This window comes from Candidatus Krumholzibacteriia bacterium (assembly GCA_035649275.1).
In the GTDB taxonomy this organism is placed as follows: domain Bacteria; phylum Krumholzibacteriota; class Krumholzibacteriia.
Genome location: DASRJW010000095.1, coordinates 1 through 20425 on the forward strand (window position 1 = coordinate 1; position 20425 = coordinate 20425).

General features: G+C 68.2%; 16 protein-coding genes. 3 read left to right on the forward strand and 13 right to left on the reverse strand.

Translation table 11 applies throughout. From position 1 onward, the window contains the following. The 5 genes from VFE28_09345 to gatC form a co-directional block, all read right to left on the reverse strand. Nucleotides 1–685 (reverse strand): hypothetical protein (locus VFE28_09345; protein ID HZM16194.1); only part of this gene is annotated, 685 nt, incomplete at its 3' end. Between the two features lie 142 nt (nt 686–827). Next, the gene (locus VFE28_09350) at nt 828–1280 is read right to left on the reverse strand and encodes a hypothetical protein (GenBank protein ID HZM16195.1); all 453 of its coding nucleotides are present in this window, start codon (nt 1278–1280) and stop codon (nt 828–830) included. Nucleotides 1281–1327: 47 nt separating this feature from the next. Next, complete coding sequence (gene gatB / locus VFE28_09355; GenBank protein ID HZM16196.1) at nt 1328–2797, reverse strand: Asp-tRNA(Asn)/Glu-tRNA(Gln) amidotransferase subunit GatB; 1470 nt, start codon at nt 2795–2797, stop codon at nt 1328–1330. Between the two features lie 2 nt (nt 2798–2799). Continuing rightward, nucleotides 2800–4257 carry an Asp-tRNA(Asn)/Glu-tRNA(Gln) amidotransferase subunit GatA gene (gene gatA, locus VFE28_09360; protein ID HZM16197.1) on the reverse strand — a complete coding sequence of 486 codons (1458 nt, stop codon included), beginning with the start codon at nt 4255–4257 and terminating at the stop codon, nt 2800–2802. Further along, nucleotides 4257–4553, reverse strand: a complete 297-nt coding sequence (gene gatC / locus VFE28_09365; protein ID HZM16198.1) for an Asp-tRNA(Asn)/Glu-tRNA(Gln) amidotransferase subunit GatC — start codon at nt 4551–4553, stop codon at nt 4257–4259. Before gatC ends, gatA begins: the two co-directional genes overlap by 1 nt. 99 nt (nt 4554–4652) lie before the next feature. Here gatC and VFE28_09370 point away from each other — a divergent pair, with 99 nt between their 5' ends. Beyond that, nucleotides 4653–5729 (forward strand): cytochrome c peroxidase, encoded by a 1077-nt coding sequence (locus tag VFE28_09370; protein ID HZM16199.1) that lies wholly within the window; start codon nt 4653–4655, stop codon nt 5727–5729. 39 nt (nt 5730–5768) lie between these two features. Here VFE28_09370 and VFE28_09375 read toward each other — a convergent pair whose 3' ends face one another. From VFE28_09375 to VFE28_09390, 4 genes are all read right to left on the reverse strand, one after another. Continuing rightward, nucleotides 5769–6419, reverse strand: coding sequence for an O-methyltransferase (locus VFE28_09375; protein ID HZM16200.1), 651 nt, complete (start codon nt 6417–6419; stop codon nt 5769–5771). Nucleotides 6420–6438: 19 nt separating this feature from the next. Then, a complete protein-coding gene (locus VFE28_09380) occupies nt 6439–8676 on the reverse strand; it encodes a UvrD-helicase domain-containing protein (GenBank protein HZM16201.1) in 2238 nt (745 codons plus the stop codon). A 128-nt stretch (nt 8677–8804) separates the two neighbouring features. Further along, nucleotides 8805–12674 (reverse strand): translocation/assembly module TamB domain-containing protein, encoded by a 3870-nt coding sequence (locus VFE28_09385; protein HZM16202.1) that lies wholly within the window; start codon nt 12672–12674, stop codon nt 8805–8807. Between the two features lie 18 nt (nt 12675–12692). After that, nucleotides 12693–14663 (reverse strand): BamA/TamA family outer membrane protein, encoded by a 1971-nt coding sequence (locus VFE28_09390; GenBank protein HZM16203.1) that lies wholly within the window; start codon nt 14661–14663, stop codon nt 12693–12695. Nucleotides 14664–14947: 284 nt separating this feature from the next. Between VFE28_09390 and VFE28_09395 the strand changes: the two genes are divergently transcribed. After that, nucleotides 14948–15262 (forward strand): hypothetical protein, encoded by a 315-nt coding sequence (locus VFE28_09395; protein ID HZM16204.1) that lies wholly within the window; start codon nt 14948–14950, stop codon nt 15260–15262. 6 nt (nt 15263–15268) lie between these two features. Here VFE28_09395 and rseP read toward each other — a convergent pair whose 3' ends face one another. The 4 genes from rseP to VFE28_09415 are packed head-to-tail and all read right to left on the reverse strand — an operon-like array spanning nt 15269 to nt 19542. Further along, nucleotides 15269–16729 carry an RIP metalloprotease RseP gene (gene rseP / locus VFE28_09400; protein HZM16205.1) on the reverse strand — a complete coding sequence of 487 codons (1461 nt, stop codon included), beginning with the start codon at nt 16727–16729 and terminating at the stop codon, nt 15269–15271. After that, complete coding sequence (locus VFE28_09405; GenBank protein ID HZM16206.1) at nt 16723–17913, reverse strand: 1-deoxy-D-xylulose-5-phosphate reductoisomerase; 1191 nt, start codon at nt 17911–17913, stop codon at nt 16723–16725. The genes rseP and VFE28_09405 overlap by 7 nt, the downstream gene beginning before the upstream one ends. Nucleotides 17914–17933: 20 nt before the next feature. After that, nucleotides 17934–18809: a phosphatidate cytidylyltransferase gene (locus tag VFE28_09410; GenBank protein HZM16207.1), complete on the reverse strand. Its 876-nt coding sequence runs from the start codon at nt 18807–18809 to the stop codon at nt 17934–17936. Continuing rightward, entirely contained in the window at nt 18793–19542 is a 750-nt protein-coding gene (locus VFE28_09415; protein ID HZM16208.1) for an isoprenyl transferase, read from the reverse strand. Before VFE28_09415 ends, VFE28_09410 begins: the two co-directional genes overlap by 17 nt. Nucleotides 19543–19829: 287 nt before the next feature. Here VFE28_09415 and VFE28_09420 point away from each other — a divergent pair. After that, a partial coding sequence (locus VFE28_09420) for a protein-disulfide reductase DsbD N-terminal domain-containing protein (protein ID HZM16209.1) occupies nt 19830–20425 on the forward strand: 596 nt, incomplete at its 3' end.

A 20425-nucleotide genomic window follows, 5' to 3' on the forward strand; every position in this document is an offset into this window, starting at 1 on the left:
CGACGTTGCCCGCGTAGACCGAGCTCCACTGCTGGATCTCCACCTGGGTGATGCCGAAACCGCGGAAGCGCGCTGCCAGCCACTCCGCGGCCTGCTGGCCGCCGGCTTTCTTGGCATTGCGCGTTCCCATGCCTTCGAGCCAGAAGACGTTGGCGGCGAGGGACTCGGCGGAAACCTTCGCCACCAGCGAGGCGAAGTCGATCCCGGCGGCGAGGTGCGGCGCTCCCGGCTTCGGGGCGGCTTTCGAGGGCAGCCGGATCGGGCGCGGGTAGAGCCGGATGAATTCGCGGCGGAGCGCGAGAACGAGATCGGTCCGCCCGGCTGGAACGGCCACCACCACGTCTTTCCCCACCCTGGAGGCGAGGCGGCACGGGGCGGGCAAGGGGCCGAGAGCGCTGGCCTCTGCTCGCACCAGGAAGTGCTCCCAGCCGTCCGTTTCCCGATCCAGGAGGTGCGAGCGGCACCCGAGCCGCTCGACGACTGCGGCGACCTCGGGGCCCCCGAAGACGAAACAGGCCTCGGGCAGGCGGTGCGAGACGGTGAACCCCTGCGCCAAGAGCGCGGCCACCACGGCTTCCGAGCCGGTCTCCACCACATAGAGGGAGTGCGAGCCGGCCGCGGACGCGGCGAGAACGGCCGTCGCGATGGAAAGCAGGAGGAAAACGACGCGCTTCGACGCACCCATGCCTGGCTCCTCGTGTGGACGGTCCTCGACGCTCCAGTGGAATCTACAGAAATGCCTCGGCCCGGGTTGCGCAAGAGGGAGGGTGTAGAAATGCGTCGCGGCGGCTCGCCTCGCCAGGGGTGAGAAAGCCCCAGGCTCTCTCTCAGGCGGCCCGGAACTGTTGCCAGAGACGCAGGAAGCGGCTTTCGTACACCAGGTCGTAGACGTGCATCTTGTCGGGGAAGAGCTCGCGGCAACGCCGGCGCAAGTCGGCGCGGATGATGTCGACGTCGATGCGCGGCGTGTCCGTCGCCACGATGAGGAAGGAGACCCGGTCGGCGAGAAGGCGAATCTCCTGCAGGGCTTCTTCCTCCTTCTGCACCGCCTGCGGATCCGGGGCGGTGGGCCGGGAAGTGGAATCGGAACGGGCGGGGACGCCGGCGTCATTCGGGGGGAAGGCAGCGGGTTCGACCGCCGGGGCAGCCTGCGAAGCGGGATGGCCCTGCGCCGGCTCGAGCGTCAGAAAGGCGCCGCAGCGACAGAGACCACCGCTCGCTGGCAGGAACAACCGAGCGTAGGAGCGACCGCAGTGCGGGCAGGAGAGCAGGAATTCCATGCGCCTCTTTTCGGTGCAACCCCAGTGCCCGCGAGGCGCTTCCAGACTCAAATCCCGGCAGCCTCGGGGGGCCTCGGCTCTCCACCCGCAGCGGGCGCTTCCAGCGCCGCGAGGAGCAGCTTCTCCAGTGTGCCGGGATGCGCCTGGCCCCGACTGGCCTTCATGATCTCGCCGACGAAGTAACCGAGGAGCTTGGTCTTGCCGGCGCGATACTTCGCGACCTCCGCCGGATGCGCAGCGAGCGCCGCGTCCACGAGACCTTGTAACGTCGCCGTATCCCCGATCTGCTGCATGCCCCGCCGAGCGACGATCACTGCCGGGGCCTCGCCGCTCTCGGCCATGTCAGCGAAGACCTCCTTCGCCATCTTCCCCGACAAGCTGCCGCTGTCGACGAGGCGCACCAGCTCTCCCAGAGATGTCGCCTGCACCGGGGAGCTCTCGAGCTCGAGCCCCCGGGCGCGAAGCAGACCCAGGAGCTCCGTCTGCACCCAGTTCGCCACCTTCTTGGAATCGCCGCCACCAGCCACCGCGGTCTCGTAATAGTCGGCCAGCGTCCGGGTGCTGGTGAGCACGAGGGCATCGTAGCGCCCCAGGCCATACTGCCGCTCGAAGCGCTCCTGCTTGGCATCGGGCAGCTCCGGCAACGCCTGGCGTACGGTTTCGAGCCAAGCCGCGCCGACGACGAGAGGCAGGAGATCGGGCTCGGGAAAATAGCGATAGTCGTGCGCTTCTTCCTTCGAGCGCAGCACGCGGGTTTCCTGCTTTTCTGCATCCCACAGGCGCGTCTCCTGGACGACGCGGCCGCCTTGCTCGAGAAGTGCCGTGTGCCGGGCGATTTCGAAGTGCAGCGCTCCCTCGACGCCACGGAAGGAGTTGAGGTTCTTGATCTCCACCTTGACGCCGAGAGTCGACCGCCCCTGCGGGCGCACGGAGACGTTGGCGTCGCAGCGCAAACTGCCTTCTTCCATGTTGCCGTCGCAGATTTCCAGGTACACCAGGATCTGGCGCAGTTTGGTGAGGTAGGCGTGGGCTTCGGCGGGAGTGCGCAGCTCAGGTTCGCTCACGATCTCGATGAGCGGCGTTCCGGTGCGGTTGAGATCCACCAGGCTCGAGCCCGGGTCCTGATCGTGCAGCGTTTTCCCCGCGTCCTCTTCCAGATGGATGCGATGGATGCGGATGCGGCGTCCGTCGCCATCGATCTGCAGCCAGCCGGCCTCGCAGAGCGGCTCGTCGAACTGCGAGATCTGGTAGCCCTTGGGGAGATCGGGGTAGAAGTAGTTCTTGCGCGCGAAGCGACTCCGCGGGCGGATGGTGCAATGGGTGGCGAGCCCGGCGCGCAGGGCGAACTCCACCACCTTCTCGTTCAGCACCGGGAGCACGCCGGGAAAACCGGCGCACACCGGACAGGTCTGCGTGTTGGGCTCGGCACCGAAGCGCGTACTGCAGGGGCAGAAGATCTTGCTCGCCGTGCGCAGCTGCGCATGCACCTCGAGGCCGATGACTGCTTCGAAGTCCACCTTCAGCCCCCCTGACCGTTGCGGCGCTGGCCGAGGGGGACGAAACCCACCAGGCTCTCGAGCCAGGCCGCGGCGCGCAACAGCCGCGCTTCTTCGAGTGCCGGGGCAAGAAGCTGGGTTCCCAGTGGTAAGCCGTCGCTCATGCCGGTGGGGACGGAAATGGCAGGCAGGCCGGCGAGGTTCGCCGGGACGGTGAAGATGTCGGAGAGGTACATCTGCAGCGGGTCGCTCGTCTTCTCGCCCAGGCGGAAGGGCGGAGTCGACGCCGCCGGCACGGCGATGATGTCGCAGCGGGCGAAGGCGGCGTCGAAATCGCGCCGCAGCAGTGTGCGCACCTTCTGGGCGCGCAGATAGTAGGCGTCGTAGTACCCCGAGGAGAGGACGAAGGTGCCGAGGAGGATGCGCCGCTTCACCTCGTCGCCGAAACCTTCCCGGCGGCTGGTCTCGAAGAGCGTGGCCAGATCGCTGGCGGCGCCAGCGCGGCGTGTGTAGCGGACGCCGTCGAAGCGGGCCAGGTTCGACGCGGCTTCGGCGGTGGCGACCACGTAGTAGGAAGCGACGCCGTGGGAGGCATGCGGGAGCTGCACGTCCACGAGAACGGCACCTGCGTCGCGCAGCCGTTCCAGGACGCGGTCGAAGTCGTGGCGCACCGCGGCGTCCAAGCCGTCGCCGAGCCAGTCCCGCGGTACCCCCACTCGCAAGCCAGGAAGCGGCTCGCCGAGCCCGGCGTGAGCTGGCGGAGCCAGAGGCAGGGAGGTGGAGTCGCGCCGATCGTGCCCGGCGATACATGCGAACACGAGCGCCGCGTCGCCAACGCTCTTCGCCAGCGGGCCGATCTGATCGAGGGAGCTGGCGAAGGCGACGAGCCCGTAGCGCGAGACGCGCCCGTAGGTGGGCTTGAGCCCGACGACGCCGCAGAAAGACGCGGGTAGGCGGATGGAGCCGCCCGTATCCGAACCCAGGCCGAAGCCGACGAAGTCGGCCGCCACCGCCGCCGCCGAGCCGCCGCTCGAGCCGCCGGGGACGCGCGACGCATCCCAGGGATTACGGGTGGGACCGAAGGCGGAGTTCTCCGTGGACGAGCCCATGGCGAACTCGTCCATGTTCGACTTACCGAGGAGGATGGCGCCGGCCGCATCGAGCCGCTCGATCACCGTGGCGTCGAAAGGACTCTCGTAGTGTTCGAGGAAGCGCGACCCGCAGGTCGTGCGTCCGGTCCGCGTCGACAGGATCTCCTTCGCCACGTAAGGGATGCCCCAGAGGGGCCCTTGCGGTGCACCGCTCTCCAGCGCCCGGGCGCGCCGGCGCGCCTCCGCCGCGAACACCTGCGTCATGCAGCGGAGAGAACCATCGTGTTTCTCGATGCGTGCGAGGGCGGACTCGACGAGTGTCGTCGGTGTGAGCGACCCGTCGCGGAGCTTCTCCCCCACCTCCGTCACCGTCCACGGCGTCGGGTCCACTAGGAGTCCTCCCCGACGAAGCGCGGCACGCGATAGAAGCCAGCGCGCGGCTCGGGAGCGTTGCCCAGCATCTCCTCCCGCGGGGTCGAAGGCTGCACGGCATCGGCTCGGAGCGGCTGGGGCAGGTCGAGCACGTGCGTCGTCGGCGGCACGTCGGACACGTCCAAGTCTTCCAGCTGGCGCACATAGTCGAGGATGCGGGCCAGTTGCGGCAACAAGCGGGCACGCTCTTCCGCGCTCAGACGCAGCGCCGCTAGCGACTCGAGACGACGCACGAGCGTGTCGTTGATCTCCATCGTGCCTCCGAAATCCGCGCCGATCTTTTCCCTTGTCCGTGCATGCAGGGTAGCATACGGTGGATTGGGCTTCCGTCATGCTTCGTCGGGAGGTCGGCCATGCGTCGTGCCCTCGCGTTCCGCCTCGCTCTCGCCTTCCCTTCTTGCTTGCTCGCTCTCGCCTTCCTTGCCTGCGGCCGATCGGAACAGGCGAACGAGGAAGGCGCCGCCGCAGGACGCGCGGCGTCCCCCGCGCCGAGCGCTGCGGCGCCTGCACCTTGGGAAGTCCCGGCCGACTTCGAGCCCGTCCCGATCCCGGCGGACAACCCGATGACGCTCGCCAAGGTGCAGCTGGGCCGGAAGCTCTATTTCGACCCGCGTCTGTCCGGCGACGGCAAGCTGGCCTGCTACACCTGTCATGTCTGCGAGCATGGCCTCACCGATGGGCGTCCCACCGCCGTCGGCGCCTTCGGCAAGACGATCACCCGTTCCGCGCCGACGATGTGGAACGTGGGTTACCACGACTCCTTGTACTGGGACGGCCGCTCACCGACCTTGGAGAAGCAGGCGGTGGCGGCATGGAAGGGCGCCAACATGGGCGCCAAGCCGGACAGTGTCGTCACGGCTTTGCAGAACGACCCCGACTACGCCCGCGCCTTCCAGGAGGTGTTCGGCGGGCCCATGAGCGTGGACCACGCAGGGATGGCCCTCGCCGCCTACATGCGTACGATCTTGTGCGTGGACACACCCCAAGACCGGGCCCTGCGGGGCGACGCCACGGCTCTCGACGCGGCGGCGCGCCGCGGCAAGGAACTCTTCTATGGCAAGGCTCGCTGCGGCGCCTGCCATCTCGGCAATCTGTTCACCGATCTCAAGTATCACAATGTGGGCATCGGCAAGCCCGACGCCGACCCGGGGCGCTTCAAGGTCAGCCAGAATCCGCGCGACACCGGCGCTTTCAAGACGCCGACGCTGCGCGACGTCACCCGGTCGGCGCCGTACTTCCACGACGGTAGCGTCGCCACCCTGGAAGAAGCGGTGGACATCATGGCGGGCGGCGGCATCGCCAACCCGCATCTCGACCCGCTCCTGCAGGACAACAAGCTGACGGCGGCGGAGAAGAGCGACCTGATCGCTTTCCTGCACGCTCTCACCTGTCCCTGCGATTCCCAGGCGCTGTCGCTCGCCCCGCGCTGACGGCGCGGCTCGGGTCACGAGGACTGGCGTCGTCGAGCCTCAATCCTTGACGCAGACCCAGAGGCCATCGCCGATAGGGACGATGACGCCTTGCAGGCCCGACTGGGCGGCGAGGCGATCGTTGAAGGCTCGAATTGCGGCCACATTGGGATCCTCCGACTGGGTGTCGAAGAGGTGACCGAAAGCGAAGGCGTTGTCCACCATGATGAGGCCGCCAGGACGGACGATCCGCAAGCACTGCTCGAGGTACAACGCGTAACCCGGCTTGTCGGCGTCGAGGAAGGCAGCGTCGGCGGAATTCGTGGCGAGCTCCGGCAGGATGGTCGCCGCGTTGCCGCGGAGCACCTCCACGCGGCCGGCGACGTCGCTCTTTCCGATCCATTCCTCGGCGAAGTCGGCGTGGGCGGGATCGATCTCGATCGTACGCACCCGCCCGACCGATCCCAGCCCGCGCGCCATGGCGATGGCGGAATACCCCGCCAGGGTCCCCACCTCGACCACTTCTTGCGCACCCATCAGGCGCAGGAGGATCTGCATGCAGCTCGCCTGTTCGGGCGCGATCCAGATGGGCGGGATGCCGAGGGCCAGCGCCGCGGTCTTGAGATCGCGGAGGAACGCGTCCTCCTGGCGCGTGCGTGCTGCCAAGTAGCGAACGTGTTCGGTGGTGACGAGGGTGGTCTTCTCCGACATGGTTTCTCTCCTTTCTGCGTCAGCGCACCGGGACGAGATGCGCGTAGCGGGCGACAAACTTCTTCACCGTGTTGCGGCCGAAGAGGACCTTCACCTTCATCATCTCCCCGCGCCCCTCGACGGCCTGCACGACGCCCTCGCCGAAGCGCGCATGGCGCACCCGGAGCCCCGGCACCAGGTGCACTTCCTCCTGCGAGAACTCGTCTTCGAAACCCACGGGTTCCGGGGCGCGCTCCAGCTCCGGCGCGAGACGTTGCTCCTGCCAGAAGCTGTCCGGGTTGCCCTCCGCATAGCTCCGCCACGACGGCTGCTCCGGCGCCCAGCGGGGGCGGCGCGCCGGCGCCGGCGCTTCCATCACCTCGACAGAGGCCGCCGGGATCTCGCCCAGGAAGCGCGACGGCATCATGGGCTCGTAGTTGCCGAAGCGACGGCGGTGGTGGGCATGGAAGAGATGCAGCGCGTCCCGGGCCCGGGTCATCCCGACGTAGAAAAGCCGGCGCTCTTCCTCCAGGCTGGCGAGCTCTTCGAGATTCGAAGCGTGCGGCAACAGGCGCTCCTCGAGGCCGGTGATGCAGACCACGGGGAACTCGAGGCCCTTGGCCGAATGTAGCGTCATTAGGATGACTTGATCGCCGCTCGACTGCAGCGCATCGATGTCGGTGAGGAGCGAGATCTCCTCCAGGAAAGCCCGCAGGCTTGGATCGTCCGATTCGTCCTTGAAGGTTTGCGCCGCCGACACCAGCTCCTCCACGTTCTCCCGCCGCGCTTCGTAGGTGGCGGGATCGCTCTGGCGCAAATAGGCGAGATAGTTCGTCGCTTCCAGGACCGCGTTCACCACGGCGACGCAGGTCTCGCGCTCGGCCAGTGCCCGCAGCTCCGAGAGGAGCCTGGCGAAGTCGCCGACGCGCTTCGCCGCCGTCGCCGCCAGACCCGCCTCCGCCGCGTGTGCCAGCGCCGGCCCGAGGCCGATCTCGCGGGAAAGCGCCAGGGCCTGCAGCTTCTCCACCGAGGTGTCGCCGATGCCGCGGCGGGGCACATTGAGGATGCGCTGCAAAGCCACCGCATCCGCCGGGTTGTCGATCGCCTTGAGGTAGGCCACCACGTCGCGCACTTCGCGGCGCTCGTAGAAGCGGGTGCCGCCCACGATCTGGTAGGGCACGTTGGAGCGCCGCAGGGCATCTTCCAAGGCGCGGGACTGGGCGTTGGTGCGATAGAGGACGGCCACATCGCCCCGCGGCCGGCCGTCGCCGCTCAAGCGTTGCACCAGCTCGACGACGCGCGTGCCCTCTTCCTCCTCGTCCGCGCACGGCCAGAGCCGCAGCAGCTCGCCACCCTGGCGTGCCGTCCACAGGGTCTTGCCGCGGCGGCCCCGGTTGTGGGTGATGAGCCCGTTGGCGGCGCCGAGGATGCTGGCGGTGGAGCGGTAGTTCTGCTCCAGCCGGATCACCTGCGTCCGCGGGAAGCGGCGATCGAAGTCGAGGATGTTGTCGATGCGCGCCCCGCGCCAGCCGTAGATGGACTGGTCGTCGTCACCGACGACGAAGAGGTTGCCGTGCTTCCCGGCGAGCAGCTCGATGAAACGCAGCTGGATGCCGTTGGTGTCCTGGAACTCGTCGACCAGGACGTAGAGGAAGCGCCCCGCCCAATGCTCCAGCACGTCCGGCTCGGCCTCGAAGAGCTGCACCGGCCGGACGATGAGATCGTCGAAATCGAAAGCGTTGCAACGGCGGAGCGCCCGATCGTACTCGGCGTAAGCCGCCGCCATGACGCGCTCCACCGCGTCGCCGGCGGCCTCGGCGGCCTCGCGGGGCCCGAGGCCTTCGTTCTTCCAGCGGCTGATGCACTGACGCACTTCGGCGGGGCTCACGTGCCGCGGCAAGGCCCGGGCGCCGAGGACCTCCTTCAATACCGCTTCGCTGTCACCCGTGTCGTAGATGGCGAAGTTGCGCTCCCAGCCCAGTCGCTGGGCCTCGCGGCGCAGGATACGCACTCCCGTCGCATGGAAGGTGCCGAGCCAGCAATCGAGGGCTTGCGAGCCGAGGAGGCGCTCGACGCGCTCGCGCATCTCCCGCGCCGCCTTGTTGGTGAAGGTGAAGGCCAGGATGCGATAGGGCGGTACCCGGTGCTCCTGGATGAGGTGGGCGATGCGCGTGGTGAGCACGCGCGTCTTGCCGCTCCCCGCTCCCGCCAAGACGAGCAGCGGCCCGGCACCGGCGGTGACCGCCTGCTGTTGCTCGGCGTTCAGCTGCTCCAGCACGGGAGAAGCTCCTCTCGGGTCTCCGGCTCTCTCGGGGAGGGAATGAGGCAGCGGGTCTACACTCGCATCATTCCATAGAACGCCACGGCTGTCGAGGGGCGAGAGGGGCGGAAGCTGCGGCTCGAGGCTCAGTACTCGTGGCGGAACTTGACGTCGACGTTGAAGGCGTTCTGCGCCGCGTCGGAGAGCAGCTCCGGGCTGGGGATGTAACGGATCTCCCAACTCGACGCCAGCAGCAGGCCGCGGAGCACGTCGAACTCGACGGCGACACGCTGGTTCAGATCGCTCTGGTTGAGGCCGCGGGTGTAGGTGACGAACACCCGATCCGAGACCGCCCAGCCGGCGGAAACGTTGTAGGCGCTGATGAGCGGTGCCTGCTGCCCCTCCGCCACGGGCTGGCGCGAGCTCGCCGGATCGATGCTGATCGAATCCAGGTAACCCAGATCGGTGAAGACGTTTTCCACCACCGTGGTGGCCACGTTGGAGGGATCGTTGCGGATGTCCGCCATGAGGATCTGCTGCAGCTCCGCCGAGGTCTCCCGGTTGTCGGAGGTGAAGACGAGCTGCGGCTGGCTGGGCGTTCCGGTGAGCTGGACGTAGATACGCTCGTTCACCCGGCCGCGCCGCGCCTCCAGGTCGAGGTCCGGTTCCCAGCCGGGGTTGCGGCTGAAATCGAGCTCGCCCCGGGTAATCTCGAACTTCTCGAGGTAAGCGGAGTAATGCCCGCGCTTGACGGTGGCGCGCCCGGTCACGTCCAGCCCCGCGGTGGTGCGCAGCATCTGCACGTTCCCCGCCAGCTCGGCATCGGCGTTGGAGTTGTGCACCCAGACCCGGCCCGGTGCCTCGATGGCGACGTCCGCCAGCCACTCCGGCCGGTCGGTCGGTTCGAGCAAGCTGCCTTCCCCGCGCCCTTCGGTGAACTCGCGGGTGATTTCCGCGTCGCGCACCTGCAAGGAACCCTTGAACTCCGGAATCGGCGCCGCCGTTTCGAAGAGATGCACCGCATGGATGTCGATGTGGCCGCCCACGATCGCGGCGATATCGGGAATGCTGTAGACGGGGACGTGGTCGGCGTCGAAGGCCAGGGCGTAATCGGAAACGGCGAGTCCGGCGAAGCGCACCCAGCCACTGCCCCGCACCCAGCCATTGGGACCGGTGCGGCCGTGGATCTCCCCCAACTCCAGAGTGTCGTCGACGAAGTTCCCCGTAGCGTTCACGTCGTAATAGACCTCCTCGAGATTCGCCAGGGTGAAACCGGCACCAGCGACCAGCAGCTTGCCGTTCAGCTTCGGCTTTGCCAGCGTGCCTCCCAGGTGCAGCGTCGCCTCCACCGTCCCCGGCGGCACTCCCTGTGGCGCCGGTTCGAAGAACGAGATGAAGCGGGGCACGACGGCGAAGCTGCTGCTCAGCAACACCAGATCGGCGTCGACCGGCTCCTCGCGCCGCAGCTTGATCCCGCGCAGCAGATGCAACGTGAGCGGCAGCTGCCCTTCGACATCGACGCTGGCCCCAGCGGCGTGTGCCTTCAGGTGCGGCACGCGCAACGAACCGCCAGCGTACTGGGCCTCGAAGCGCAGCGAATCCACTTCGATGCCGCGCCGCAGGTGCAGTGCGCGTGCCGCGCCGCTGGCGCCGAGGCGTGGATCACCGAGGCTACCTTCCACATCCAGCTTCGTGGTGAGCCGCGCTTCCCAGGGTGCTGGGGCCTGGAGGCCGCGCAAGCCGCGCCAGAACGGCTCCAGAGCCAGGTCGTCCACTTCGACATGGAGCTCCAGCGCCGCCTTGGAGAAGGCTTCGGGTTCTCCGGGGCCCGAAGCGCCGCGCAGCCAGCGCGAGAGAGACGGTAGATAGGCGATGCGCCCGTTCACCCGGATGCCTCCGAATGGGGTGTAAGCGCTGACACTGCGGAGCGAGCTGCCGAAGGCGTCGCTCTGCAAGTCCACCCGCACGCTGTCCACCTCCAGCGCCTGCCAGCGACCCGCGCGGACGGCGAGACGCGAATCCACCTGGGTCGCGTCGAGCCGGCCGTGCACTTCGAGCCAGCCGGTCCCGGTGCCGGCGAGGGGTTGTTGCGCCCCCGCCAGCTGCGACAGGAAGCCGAGGTCGAAGTCGCGGACTTCGGTGCGCGCGTCCACTCGGTTGGCGCCGAGGTCGAGCACGCCGTCGATGCGCGCGCCGCCGCTCCGTGACAGCAGCCGCAGCGAATCGACGCGGGTCGCGCGCCCGGACCACCACAAGCTCGCCGGCTCCTCGACGCGGAACTCCTGTCCCCCGATCTGGATCAGCGCCGTATGCAAGGACAGGAGCTGCGCCGGGCGGGGATCGCCGTTCCAGTCCCGCGCCAAGGTGCGGAACGAGGCAGCCACAGTGACCGAGGTGTCGACTGCCGCTACCTCGGCGCGCTCCAGATGCAGCGCCTCGCCGTCATAGCTCATGAGCGAGGTGAGTCGACCGAGCTTCCGCCCGCCGAGCGCCAGGCCTTCGGCGCGCACGTCCATTTCCACCGCCGGAACGGGGAACAGACGACTGGCCTGGAGATCGATCACGCCACGCTCGGCGGCGAGACTGCCGTAGCGCAGCGTGGCGAAGTCCCCCGCGGCGATGCAGCCCAAGCTATCGAGGGTGCCCTCGATCTGCCCCTGCAGATCCGCTGCGGCATGCAAAGACCCGAGGCCGAGAGGCTTGGCGAAGCCGGCGACGTCATCCGCCTCCAGCTCCCAGGAGAAGGAAACCGCCTGGCCCTGCAGCGTCCCCTCGCCATGCAGCACGCCGCGCGCCGTTTCCAGCTGGATCTCGCGGCAGGAAGCCGACCGGCCGAGGATGGCAGCACGACCGTGACCCTTGGTGATGGCGACACCGGCCAGGTCGCTCGGCCCGAGCGCCGCTCGTAGCTGCAAGGAATCCCCTGGGCTGCGGCGCGAGAACTCCAGCTGCGCTTCCAGGCGGCTCACGGGAAGGTCCGATCTCCAGGCCCGCAGGTCGAAGTCCTGCAGCTGCGCGCGGCCGTGGAGCGCCTCGTGCTCCGCTTCCAAGCTGAGAGCGAAGCGGCTCGTCTGCAGGCGACCCTCCGCCCGGCGGAGGGTGAATTTCGCCGGCGTCCAGCGCAGATCCACCTGCACCGAATCCAAGGCATGGGCCGCGTACTCCCCGGACCATGTCCCGGTGAACGCGATCGCCTGCGGACTCCACTGGAGTTCGAAGGGACCGGTGAGCGTTCCCCCCACCGGCAGCTGCACCAGGCTGTCGAGATCGGCGAGGTCGAACTTCGTTGCCTCGCCATTCAGGTGCAAGGTGCGCGGGCTGCCCCGATAGGTGGCCACACCGGTCACCTGCGACCGCGACGTCTGCAGGCGCGCCGCCTCGACCTGCAACCCCTCGGACCCGTAGGTGAGGTTTCCCGCGCCTTGAAGCACGACCAGGGATTGCAGGGGCAAGCCAGCGCTGAAGCGCTCGACCTGCAGACGGCTCGAGCCGCCTTCCACCTCCAAGGCGACCTCGGTCTCGAGGTCGACGAGGCAGAGCGTGCGCAGCGAGTCGAGGGGAAACTCCACTCGACCGCCCACGATCTCCACACCCGCGAGGTGCAGCGGCGGCGGCGGGGGCCCGCTCGGCAAGTCCTTGCGGCGTTGCCAGTGCAGGTCCTCGGCGCCGAGCTGCACCACGGGCTCCAGGAGACGCAGCCGGTGCACCTTCACCCGGCCGCGCAACAGCTGCCAGAAATCGAGACGCAGCTCCAAACCACGCAGGCGCGCCACCTCGGAGGCACCCGGCCGGTCGCGCAGCAGTCGCACCTCGTCCACCGCGATCTTCCCCAGCGGATTGCCACGCACCCGCCCGAGCACCAGGCGGTAGCCGCGCTCTTGCAGCAGATTGCTGGTGAAGGCGCGTCCCACCTGATCGGAGACGATCGGGGTGAAGCGCAGCAGGTACCACAGGGTCCCCAGCGCCACCACGGCGGCGAACAGGACGACCGCATGCTTGCGGCGCAGCCTGGTCACGACGTCTCCTTCGCTGCTTCAGAATGCATGGCCGATCCCCAAATGCACGATCCGCCTGCCATTGCGCTTGATCGGGAACCCGAGGTCGACGCGGATGGGCCCGAAGGGGGTCCCGTAGCGCAGACCGAAGCCGTAGCTGTAACGCATGTCTTCGGGCCCCGCATAGGGGTCGTCGAAGTGGAGTCCGAAGCGGGCGCTGCCCAGGGTCTCCGTGTCGCGCCAGACGTTCCCCGCATCGAGGAACACCACGCTCCCCAGGTTGATCAAGCCGAAAAGCGGCAAGGGCACGCGCAGCTCCGCGTTCCCGAGAAGGAGCGTCGTTCCCGCATGCACCTGGAAGGTATCCACCACGGCTGCTTCCCCGGGTGCGGTCACCCGGGTGATGGTGAGCAGAGGGCCGAGGGAATTGTTGTCGAAGCCGCGCACCGTGGTATTTCCCCCGGCTTGGAAGAGGAACTCGAAGGGCACGCCAGCGATGCCGATATCCGCTGCCGACGCTTCCCGGCTCGGGCCGAAGGATTCGACCCAACCAGCCCGCAAGCCGAATGCCAGGACCGTGGGACCGAGGCGCTGGGTGCGGGTGAAAGAGCCGGTGACGCGGTTGAAATGGTTGTCGCCGCCGAAGCCGGCCCGCTGCAGCGACAGGGAGCGCACGTCGCCACGATGGGGATCGAAGAGGTTGTCCGTGCTGTTCCGGGAGACCCCGAAGGTGAGCGCCCTGGTCTCCAGGAGGTCGTCCGATTCCTCCTCCAGGGTCGTGGTGGTGAAGGAGGCGAAGGGACCGAAGGAGAGCTGGGTGTAGCGCCCGCCCTTCCAAAACGCCGGCAGATCGAAGCGTACGCGGTTAAGCTCCACGTCGTCGCTGCGGCGGTCGATCGAGTAGGCCAGCTGCGGCACCAGGCGCACTGGCGCGCCGAAGAAATAGCGGTCCACGTAGCGCATGCGCTGCTCGACGAAGTAGTTGTCCCCTCCCTGTTCCAGGTCGTAGGAGACCGTGCTCTGCCATTCGAGGGCATGCCCGCGGCCCCAGAGGTTGCGCAGGCCGAAGCGCCCGATGGCGTGGGCTTCGTAATTGTTGCGTCGGCCGATGCCCACGGAGCCTTCGACGAAGGTCATCTTCCGCTCCTCCACGCGCACGGCGATGTCGACGCTGCGCCGGGGTGCATCCAGGCTCTCCTCACGGATGGTGACGCGGCGGAAAAGCACAGTGCTGTAGAGGTTCTGCTCACTCTCCTGCACCCGGGTGTAGTCGTAGACCTCACCGGGCGCGAAGGTGAGCTCGTGGTGGATGACGTCGGCGCCGGTCTGCTCGTTCCCGGCGATGCGCACGTTGCGGATGTGGTACTGCGGGCCCGGCTCGATCTTGAAGTAGAGCACGGCCTCGGTCGAATCGGCGGCCAGAATGGTGCTGTCGGCGACGGACACCCCGAGGTAGCCTCGCGACAGATAGGCGATGCGCAGCGCTCGCGTCAGGTGGCCGCGATGGGCGGCGCCGAAGGGATAGGGGTGCCCCGGTTCGATGGGAGTGGAGCGACGAAGCTCCTCCAGACTGAGCACTTGCTGGGGCGTGTAACGGACCTCCCGCAGCAGGGTCCGAGGCCCCTCGCGCACGCCGAGGACGAGGGCGACTTTCTCCTCGCCCCGGGGCTTCGTTCCCGGCTTCGGCGGCTTCGACAGCGCGATCAGGGAGTCGAGCCAGACCGAAGCGCCGCCGAAGCCTTGCCGGCGGTAGAAGGCTTCGATCCGGCGCATCTCCTTGGGGAAGACGTTGCGCCGGTAGCGCGGCTTGGAGCGGAAGGGACGGAGCCAACTGGGGAATTCCAGGAGCATCTGCGCCTCGAGCGTTTCGTCGTCGAAGGCCTGGTTGCCGACGCATTCGATGCGCTCGATACGGGGTTCCTCGAAAACCTGAGCCCCCGCCGGCGGCGGCGGGAAGCTCCCGAGAATGCATGCGAGCAGGAAAACCGCACGGCACCCTGACCGACCCATCCACCCGCGGGGATGCGGCAATGATGTGCACCCCTCTCACATGCGGAGAAGCTCCCCCGAACCTCGCCCATTGCTTACACTAGGCCAACCAGGACGGTGCCGGCAAGCCAGAAGCCGTCCCATGAAACGGAGTCAACCCATTGATGGGACGTGGCTTGCAGCTCAAGAGGAAGATTCGCTCGAGGTCGCTGCGAGGGGCGTGCCGGATCCTCGGGATCCTCGCCTGCCTGCTCTCCTGCGAGGCCGAAAAGGCTCCGGCACCCCTCGGACCCGAGGAACAGGCCTTGGTCCAGACATACGTGCGCCTCACGGTCTTGCAAGCCCTGCACGCCCGCACCCCGGATTCCACCGCGGCGGTGCTGGGGCACCTCTCCTCCCAGGTGGACACCGTCGCCGTCCGGCAGGCCCTCGAAGCTCTGTCGCGGCAGCCCTTGCGCTGGGAGCTCGTGTACGGCGCCATCACCGCGCGGCTGGAGGAGCTGGAGGCGACACCCTCGGTGTGGTGGAGCGTGGCGCGCGGTGACACCCTGCTGCCGCTCCTGCCGCCGCAAGCGCCGGAGCCACCGCCCAGCGCCCGCACACCCGTACCCGGCCGTTGAAGCGGTTCAGTGCGTGAACACGCGCACGAGATCATTGAAAACGACGTAGCCCATCAAGGCGAGCAGCGCCGAGACCCCGATCTTGAGCAGCACTTCCTGCGTCCGCACCGAAAGCGCCTGGCCGCGCACGGCCTCGATCAGGATGAAGAGCACGTGTCCCCCATCCAGCACGGGGATGGGCAGGAGATTGAGCAGGAACAGATTCACGCTGAAGAAGGCCAGGAAGTAGAGCAGGTTGGAGGCGCTCCAGCGCAGCGCCGAGCCCGCCACTTGTCCGATGCGGATGGGGCCCCCGAGAGCGTCCTTCGTCGCCTTGCCCCGCACCAGCACACCGAGGAAGCGCAGCGTGTCGCCGACGAAGTCGGCGCAGCGCAGCATGCTCTCTTTGGCGGCCATGCCCCAGCCGACGGGAAGCGCCAGCTGATACGGCTCGATCTGGATGCGCCCGAGAGTGCGGGTTTGTGTGTCGCTGCCTTCGACCAGGACCTCGTCGCTTTCCGGGACGACCTTGGCGCTCAGGCGCTGGCCGTCGCGTTCCCAGACGATGAGCAGTTCCTTGCCGATGGCCGGATTGATCAGGTCGGCGAGCTGGTCGTAGAAACGCACCGGCTGGCCGTCGATCTCGACGATGCGGTCTCCGGCCCGCAGTCCGGCCCGCCACGCCGGTCCATCCTTCTTCACCAGGCCGAGGCGCGAGTCCATCCGTGTCGGCAACAGCGGGAAGACCACGGCATCGCCGTCGCGCTGCACACCGGCGAGGGTGAGCGTGGTGTCGCGCCCGGCGCGGCGGAGCGCCACGGTGAAGGGAGCCTCGCCTTGAACGTCCAGGGCCTCTTGCAGGTCCAAGGCGTGCGTCACCGGGCGACCGTTCACCTGCAGGATCTCGTCGCCGCCGCGCAGACCGGCGGCGTACTCCTTGCTGTCCGGCGCCAGCTCGCCCAGCGTCGTCGATGGCGGCACTCGCAGGCCCTCGTGATGCAGCACCGCGGCGAGGACGATGAAGGCGAGGACGAAGTTCGCGATCGGACCTGCGGTCACCACGGCGAGACGCACGGCGAGAGACTTGTTGCGGAAGTAGCGATGCTCCGGAATGGAGGCGTCGTCGACCTCGTCGCGGGCGTAGAGCATGGCCTCGCCGGCGGGTTTCGCTGCCGCCTTGGTCTCCGCCACGGCGCCGGCGGCGGTCCCCAGCGTGCCGCTCGACTCCGCTGTCCCTGTCGCCGCGCCTGGCGTCGGCTGCGGCGCCTCGGCGGTGTCGCCGGCCATCTTCACGTAGCCGCCGAGAGGGATCGCCGAAATGGCGTACTGCGTCTCCCCGAAGCGCAGCTTGAGCAGCTTGGGCCCGAAGCCCACCGAGAAGGTCTTGACGTAGATACCCGCCAGCTTGGCCACGAGGAAGTGACCGAACTCGTGGAAGACGATGACCGGCCCGATGACGAGGGCAGCGGCGAACAGCGTGGTCAGCATGAACGCTCTCCCGTGGAGCAAGCTTGCAGGACGTAGCGAGCCGCGGCTTCACGCGCCCACGCATCGGCCCGATGCAACGACTCGAGGCTGAGCGCCGGCGGCAGCGCCGTATTCGTCTCCGCTTCGCGCAGCACCGCGGCGATCAGCTCCGGGATCTCCAGGAAACGGAGGCGATCTTCGAGGAACGCCGCCACGGCCACCTCGTTCGCCGCGTTCAGGATACCCGGGAAGACGCCGCCGCGCCCGCCCGCCTGCAGCGCCAGATCGACGCAGGGGAAACGCTCGCGGTCCAGCGGCTCGAAGTGCAACGCCCTAACCGCCGCCAGGTCCAGCCGAGCGAACGCCGCCGGCGGCCGCTCCGGCGCATGCAAGGCGTACCAGATGGGTAGACGCATGTCCGTCGCCCCCAGTTGCGCGATCACCGAGCCATCCTCGAACTCCACCAGGGAGTGCACGACCGACTCGGGGTGCACCAGGATGTCGATGCGGTCGTAGCCTACGTCGAACAGCCAGTGCGCTTCCAGGACCTCGAGCCCCTTGTTCATCAAGGTGGCCGAATCGATGGTGATCTTCGCGCCCATGGACCAGGTCGGGTGCCGCAATGCCTCGGCGGGCGTGATCCCCCGCATCTCCGCCCGGCTGTGCGTGCGGAAAGGACCGCCCGAAGCCGTCAAGACCAGCCGGCGCACCTCGTGAAGCTGGCCGGCGCGAAGGCACTGATGGATCGCGCTGTGCTCGCTGTCGACGGGAAGGAGGCGGGCGCCCGTGCTGTCCGCCGCTTGCCGCACGAGCTCCCCGGCTACGACCAAAGTCTCCTTGTTGGAGAGAGCAACATCCGTTCCAGTCTGGAGAGCAGCAAGGGTAGGACGGAGACCGGCGTAGCCGAGAAGCGCGTTGACGACGATGTCCGCCGGTTGCGTGGCGAGAGTGCTCACTGCCTCGGCACCGAGGCCGAGGCAACGCGAGCGCCACTCGGAATGGACCGCCAAGAAACGCTCGCCGGCTTCGCCATCGGCGATGGCGATCTGCTGCGGCTGGAACTCCTCGACCTGGCGCGCGAAGAGCTCCACGTTGCTCCCGGCGCTCATCGCCACCACCTGCAGGCGGTCGGAATGCTCGCGCACGATGTCGAGCGTCTGGCGACCGACGGATCCGGTGGCGCCGAGGAGAATGATGTGCTGCATGGAAACCTCACGACCGCGCATCAGAACACGAGAGAGCGCAGCAGCCAGTATAGCAACGGCGCCACGAGCAACAAACTGTCGAAGCGATCGAGCACACCACCATGCCCAGGAATGAGATGCGAGGTGTCCTTCACCGCCGCATCCCGCTTGAGCAGCGAGGCCAGCAAGTCTCCCACTTGACCCACGGCGCTCGCCAGGAAGCCCAGCAGCGCCCCGGCCCAGGGAGCGAGGAAAGCGCGCAGGAAAGTCGCCGCCGCGATGCTGCCAGCTGCCGCGGTGCAGGCGAGAGCGGCGATCGCCCCCTCCCACGACTTGCCCGGCGACACCCGCGGCACCAGACGGTGGCGGCCGAACAGCGTGCCGAAGAAGTACGCCGCGGTGTCGGACACCCAGGTGAAGAGGAGCGCCAAGAAGACGAAGCGGAAACCCTCGACCGGGTCGCGTCCGAGCCACCCCGGCAACTCGCGCAGGCGCACCAGGTGCGCGCCCAGCCAACCCACGTAGAGGACGGCGAACAGCGTCGCCGCCAGGCTCGGCATGGCGTTCTGCGTCTTCCCGCGCCACAAGGCGCGGAGCGTCGCGGCGCCGAAGAGCAGCGCCAAGGCGGGCTCCGCCAGCGCGCCGTCGCGTCCGTACATCGCCCAGGGCAGGAGCAGCGCCGCGCCGCCGGCCACGAAAGCGTCGGGCTCCACTCCCTTGGCCCGCTGCATGCGCAGGAGTTCGATCATGCCGAGAAAGAGAAGGAGCATGACGAGGAGGACGAAGTACTCGTCACCGCGCCAGGCGAGGACGAGCATCGCGGGGACGAGCACGACGGCAGCGAGAGCACGGTGGCGCAGGCCGGCGAGACGCTGCCGTGCGGACGGCCGCGTCTCCTGATCAGGCGGTGCCGCCAAAGCGGCGCTCCCGGCTCTGGAACTCCCGCAGGGCGAGCAGGAGGTCTTCCTCGGAGAAGTCCGGCCAGAGCACGTCGGTGAAGTAGAGCTCGGTGTACGCCAGCTGCCAGAGGAGGAAGTTGCTGATGCGTTGTTCGCCGCTCGTGCGGATGAGGAAATCGGGTTCCGGGAGCTCGGGTCGATAGAGATGCCGCGCGAAGAGGTCCTCGTCGATCTGCTCCGGCCGCAAGGTCCCTGCCGCCACGGCCGACGCCAGCGCCCGGGCCGCGTCGGCGATCTCCCGGCGGCCGCCGTAGGAGAGGGCCAGGTTGAGGATCATGCCGGTGTTGTCGGACAATCGCTTCGCGGTGTCGTGAAGCTTGCGTCGGGTGCTCTCGGGCAGCACGTCCACGTTCCCCATCCAGGTGAGGCGGATATTGTTGTCGTCGAGCTCCAGGTATTCGCTCTCCAGGACTTCTTCCAGCAGCTTCATCAGCGCCTGCACTTCCAGGTGCGGGCGCTTCCAGTTCTCCTGCGAGAAGGTGTAGAGCGTGAGCGTCGGGATCCCGAGCCTGGCGCAGGAGCGGACCACGCGTCGCACCGTTTCGCGGCTCGAGGTGTGTCCGGCGATGCGGGGCAGGTGCCGCTTCCGGGCCCAGCGCCCGTTGCCGTCCATGATGATGGCCAGGTGACGTGGCAGTGCCCCGGCGCGGATCTCCGCTTCCAAGTTCTCGCTGCGATTGCTGATCGCCATCGACTCCGTCGCTCCCTACCCCCGCCCCCGGACGCAGAGGATTCCTTCCGCGGCGCGCTACGACGCTTGCGTCACGTTGGCGCCCTCGGGCGCCGCCACCTTAGCACAAGCGCTGGACGCGGGCGACGCTTCATGGGTCTGTTAGAACCGGCAATGATCGCACATCGATACAACGGGTTGGCTGGCTCGTTTCGACCAATTCAAGAGATCCTGGACCAGTGTGGCGCCGGCATCGTAGGCTGGCCCGGCGGCGGGAATCTTCGCTCCTCCTGGGGGTTCACGGGACCATGAGAAAACGCCTGGCTCTCCTTCTCCTCCTCGTCTGCCTGCACCAGAGCGCCTGGGCCGCCCCTCCGGGCGAGGCCGAGAACCCCTTCGCCGGTGCCGATACGGGGACGCCGATCTCTCCTTTTTCCACCCGGATCGCCAGCGCTCCGGACAGCGCCGCCGCCGGTTCCGAGGTGGAGCTGCGCTTCCTGCTCCAGGTCCCGGAGGGAACCTGGGTCTATCAAGAACGCAGTGGGCTCGAGATCCTCCCCTCGCCTGGATACGAGGTGGTGGAGATCGAGGCTCCGGCTGCCGAGGTCAAGTTCGACCCCTTCGAGGAGCGCGAGCTCGCCGTCTACAAGCACGACACGGAGTTCGTCGCCCGCTTGCGCCCGGGTTGGAGCGGCCCCGTTCGCGCCGTCCTCCGCTATCAGGGCTGCAACGCGACGCTCTGTTTCTTCCCGCAGGCGGACACGCTCGTCGCTCGCATCGAGGTGAGCGGGACCGCTGCCGTGGCCGCTCCCGCCGCCGGAGCCGCCACCGGGGCCACTGCCAGGACCGCTGCACCAGGCGACGCCATGGCGCGCCTCCAGGCTGCGGCGGCGCGCGGTCTCTT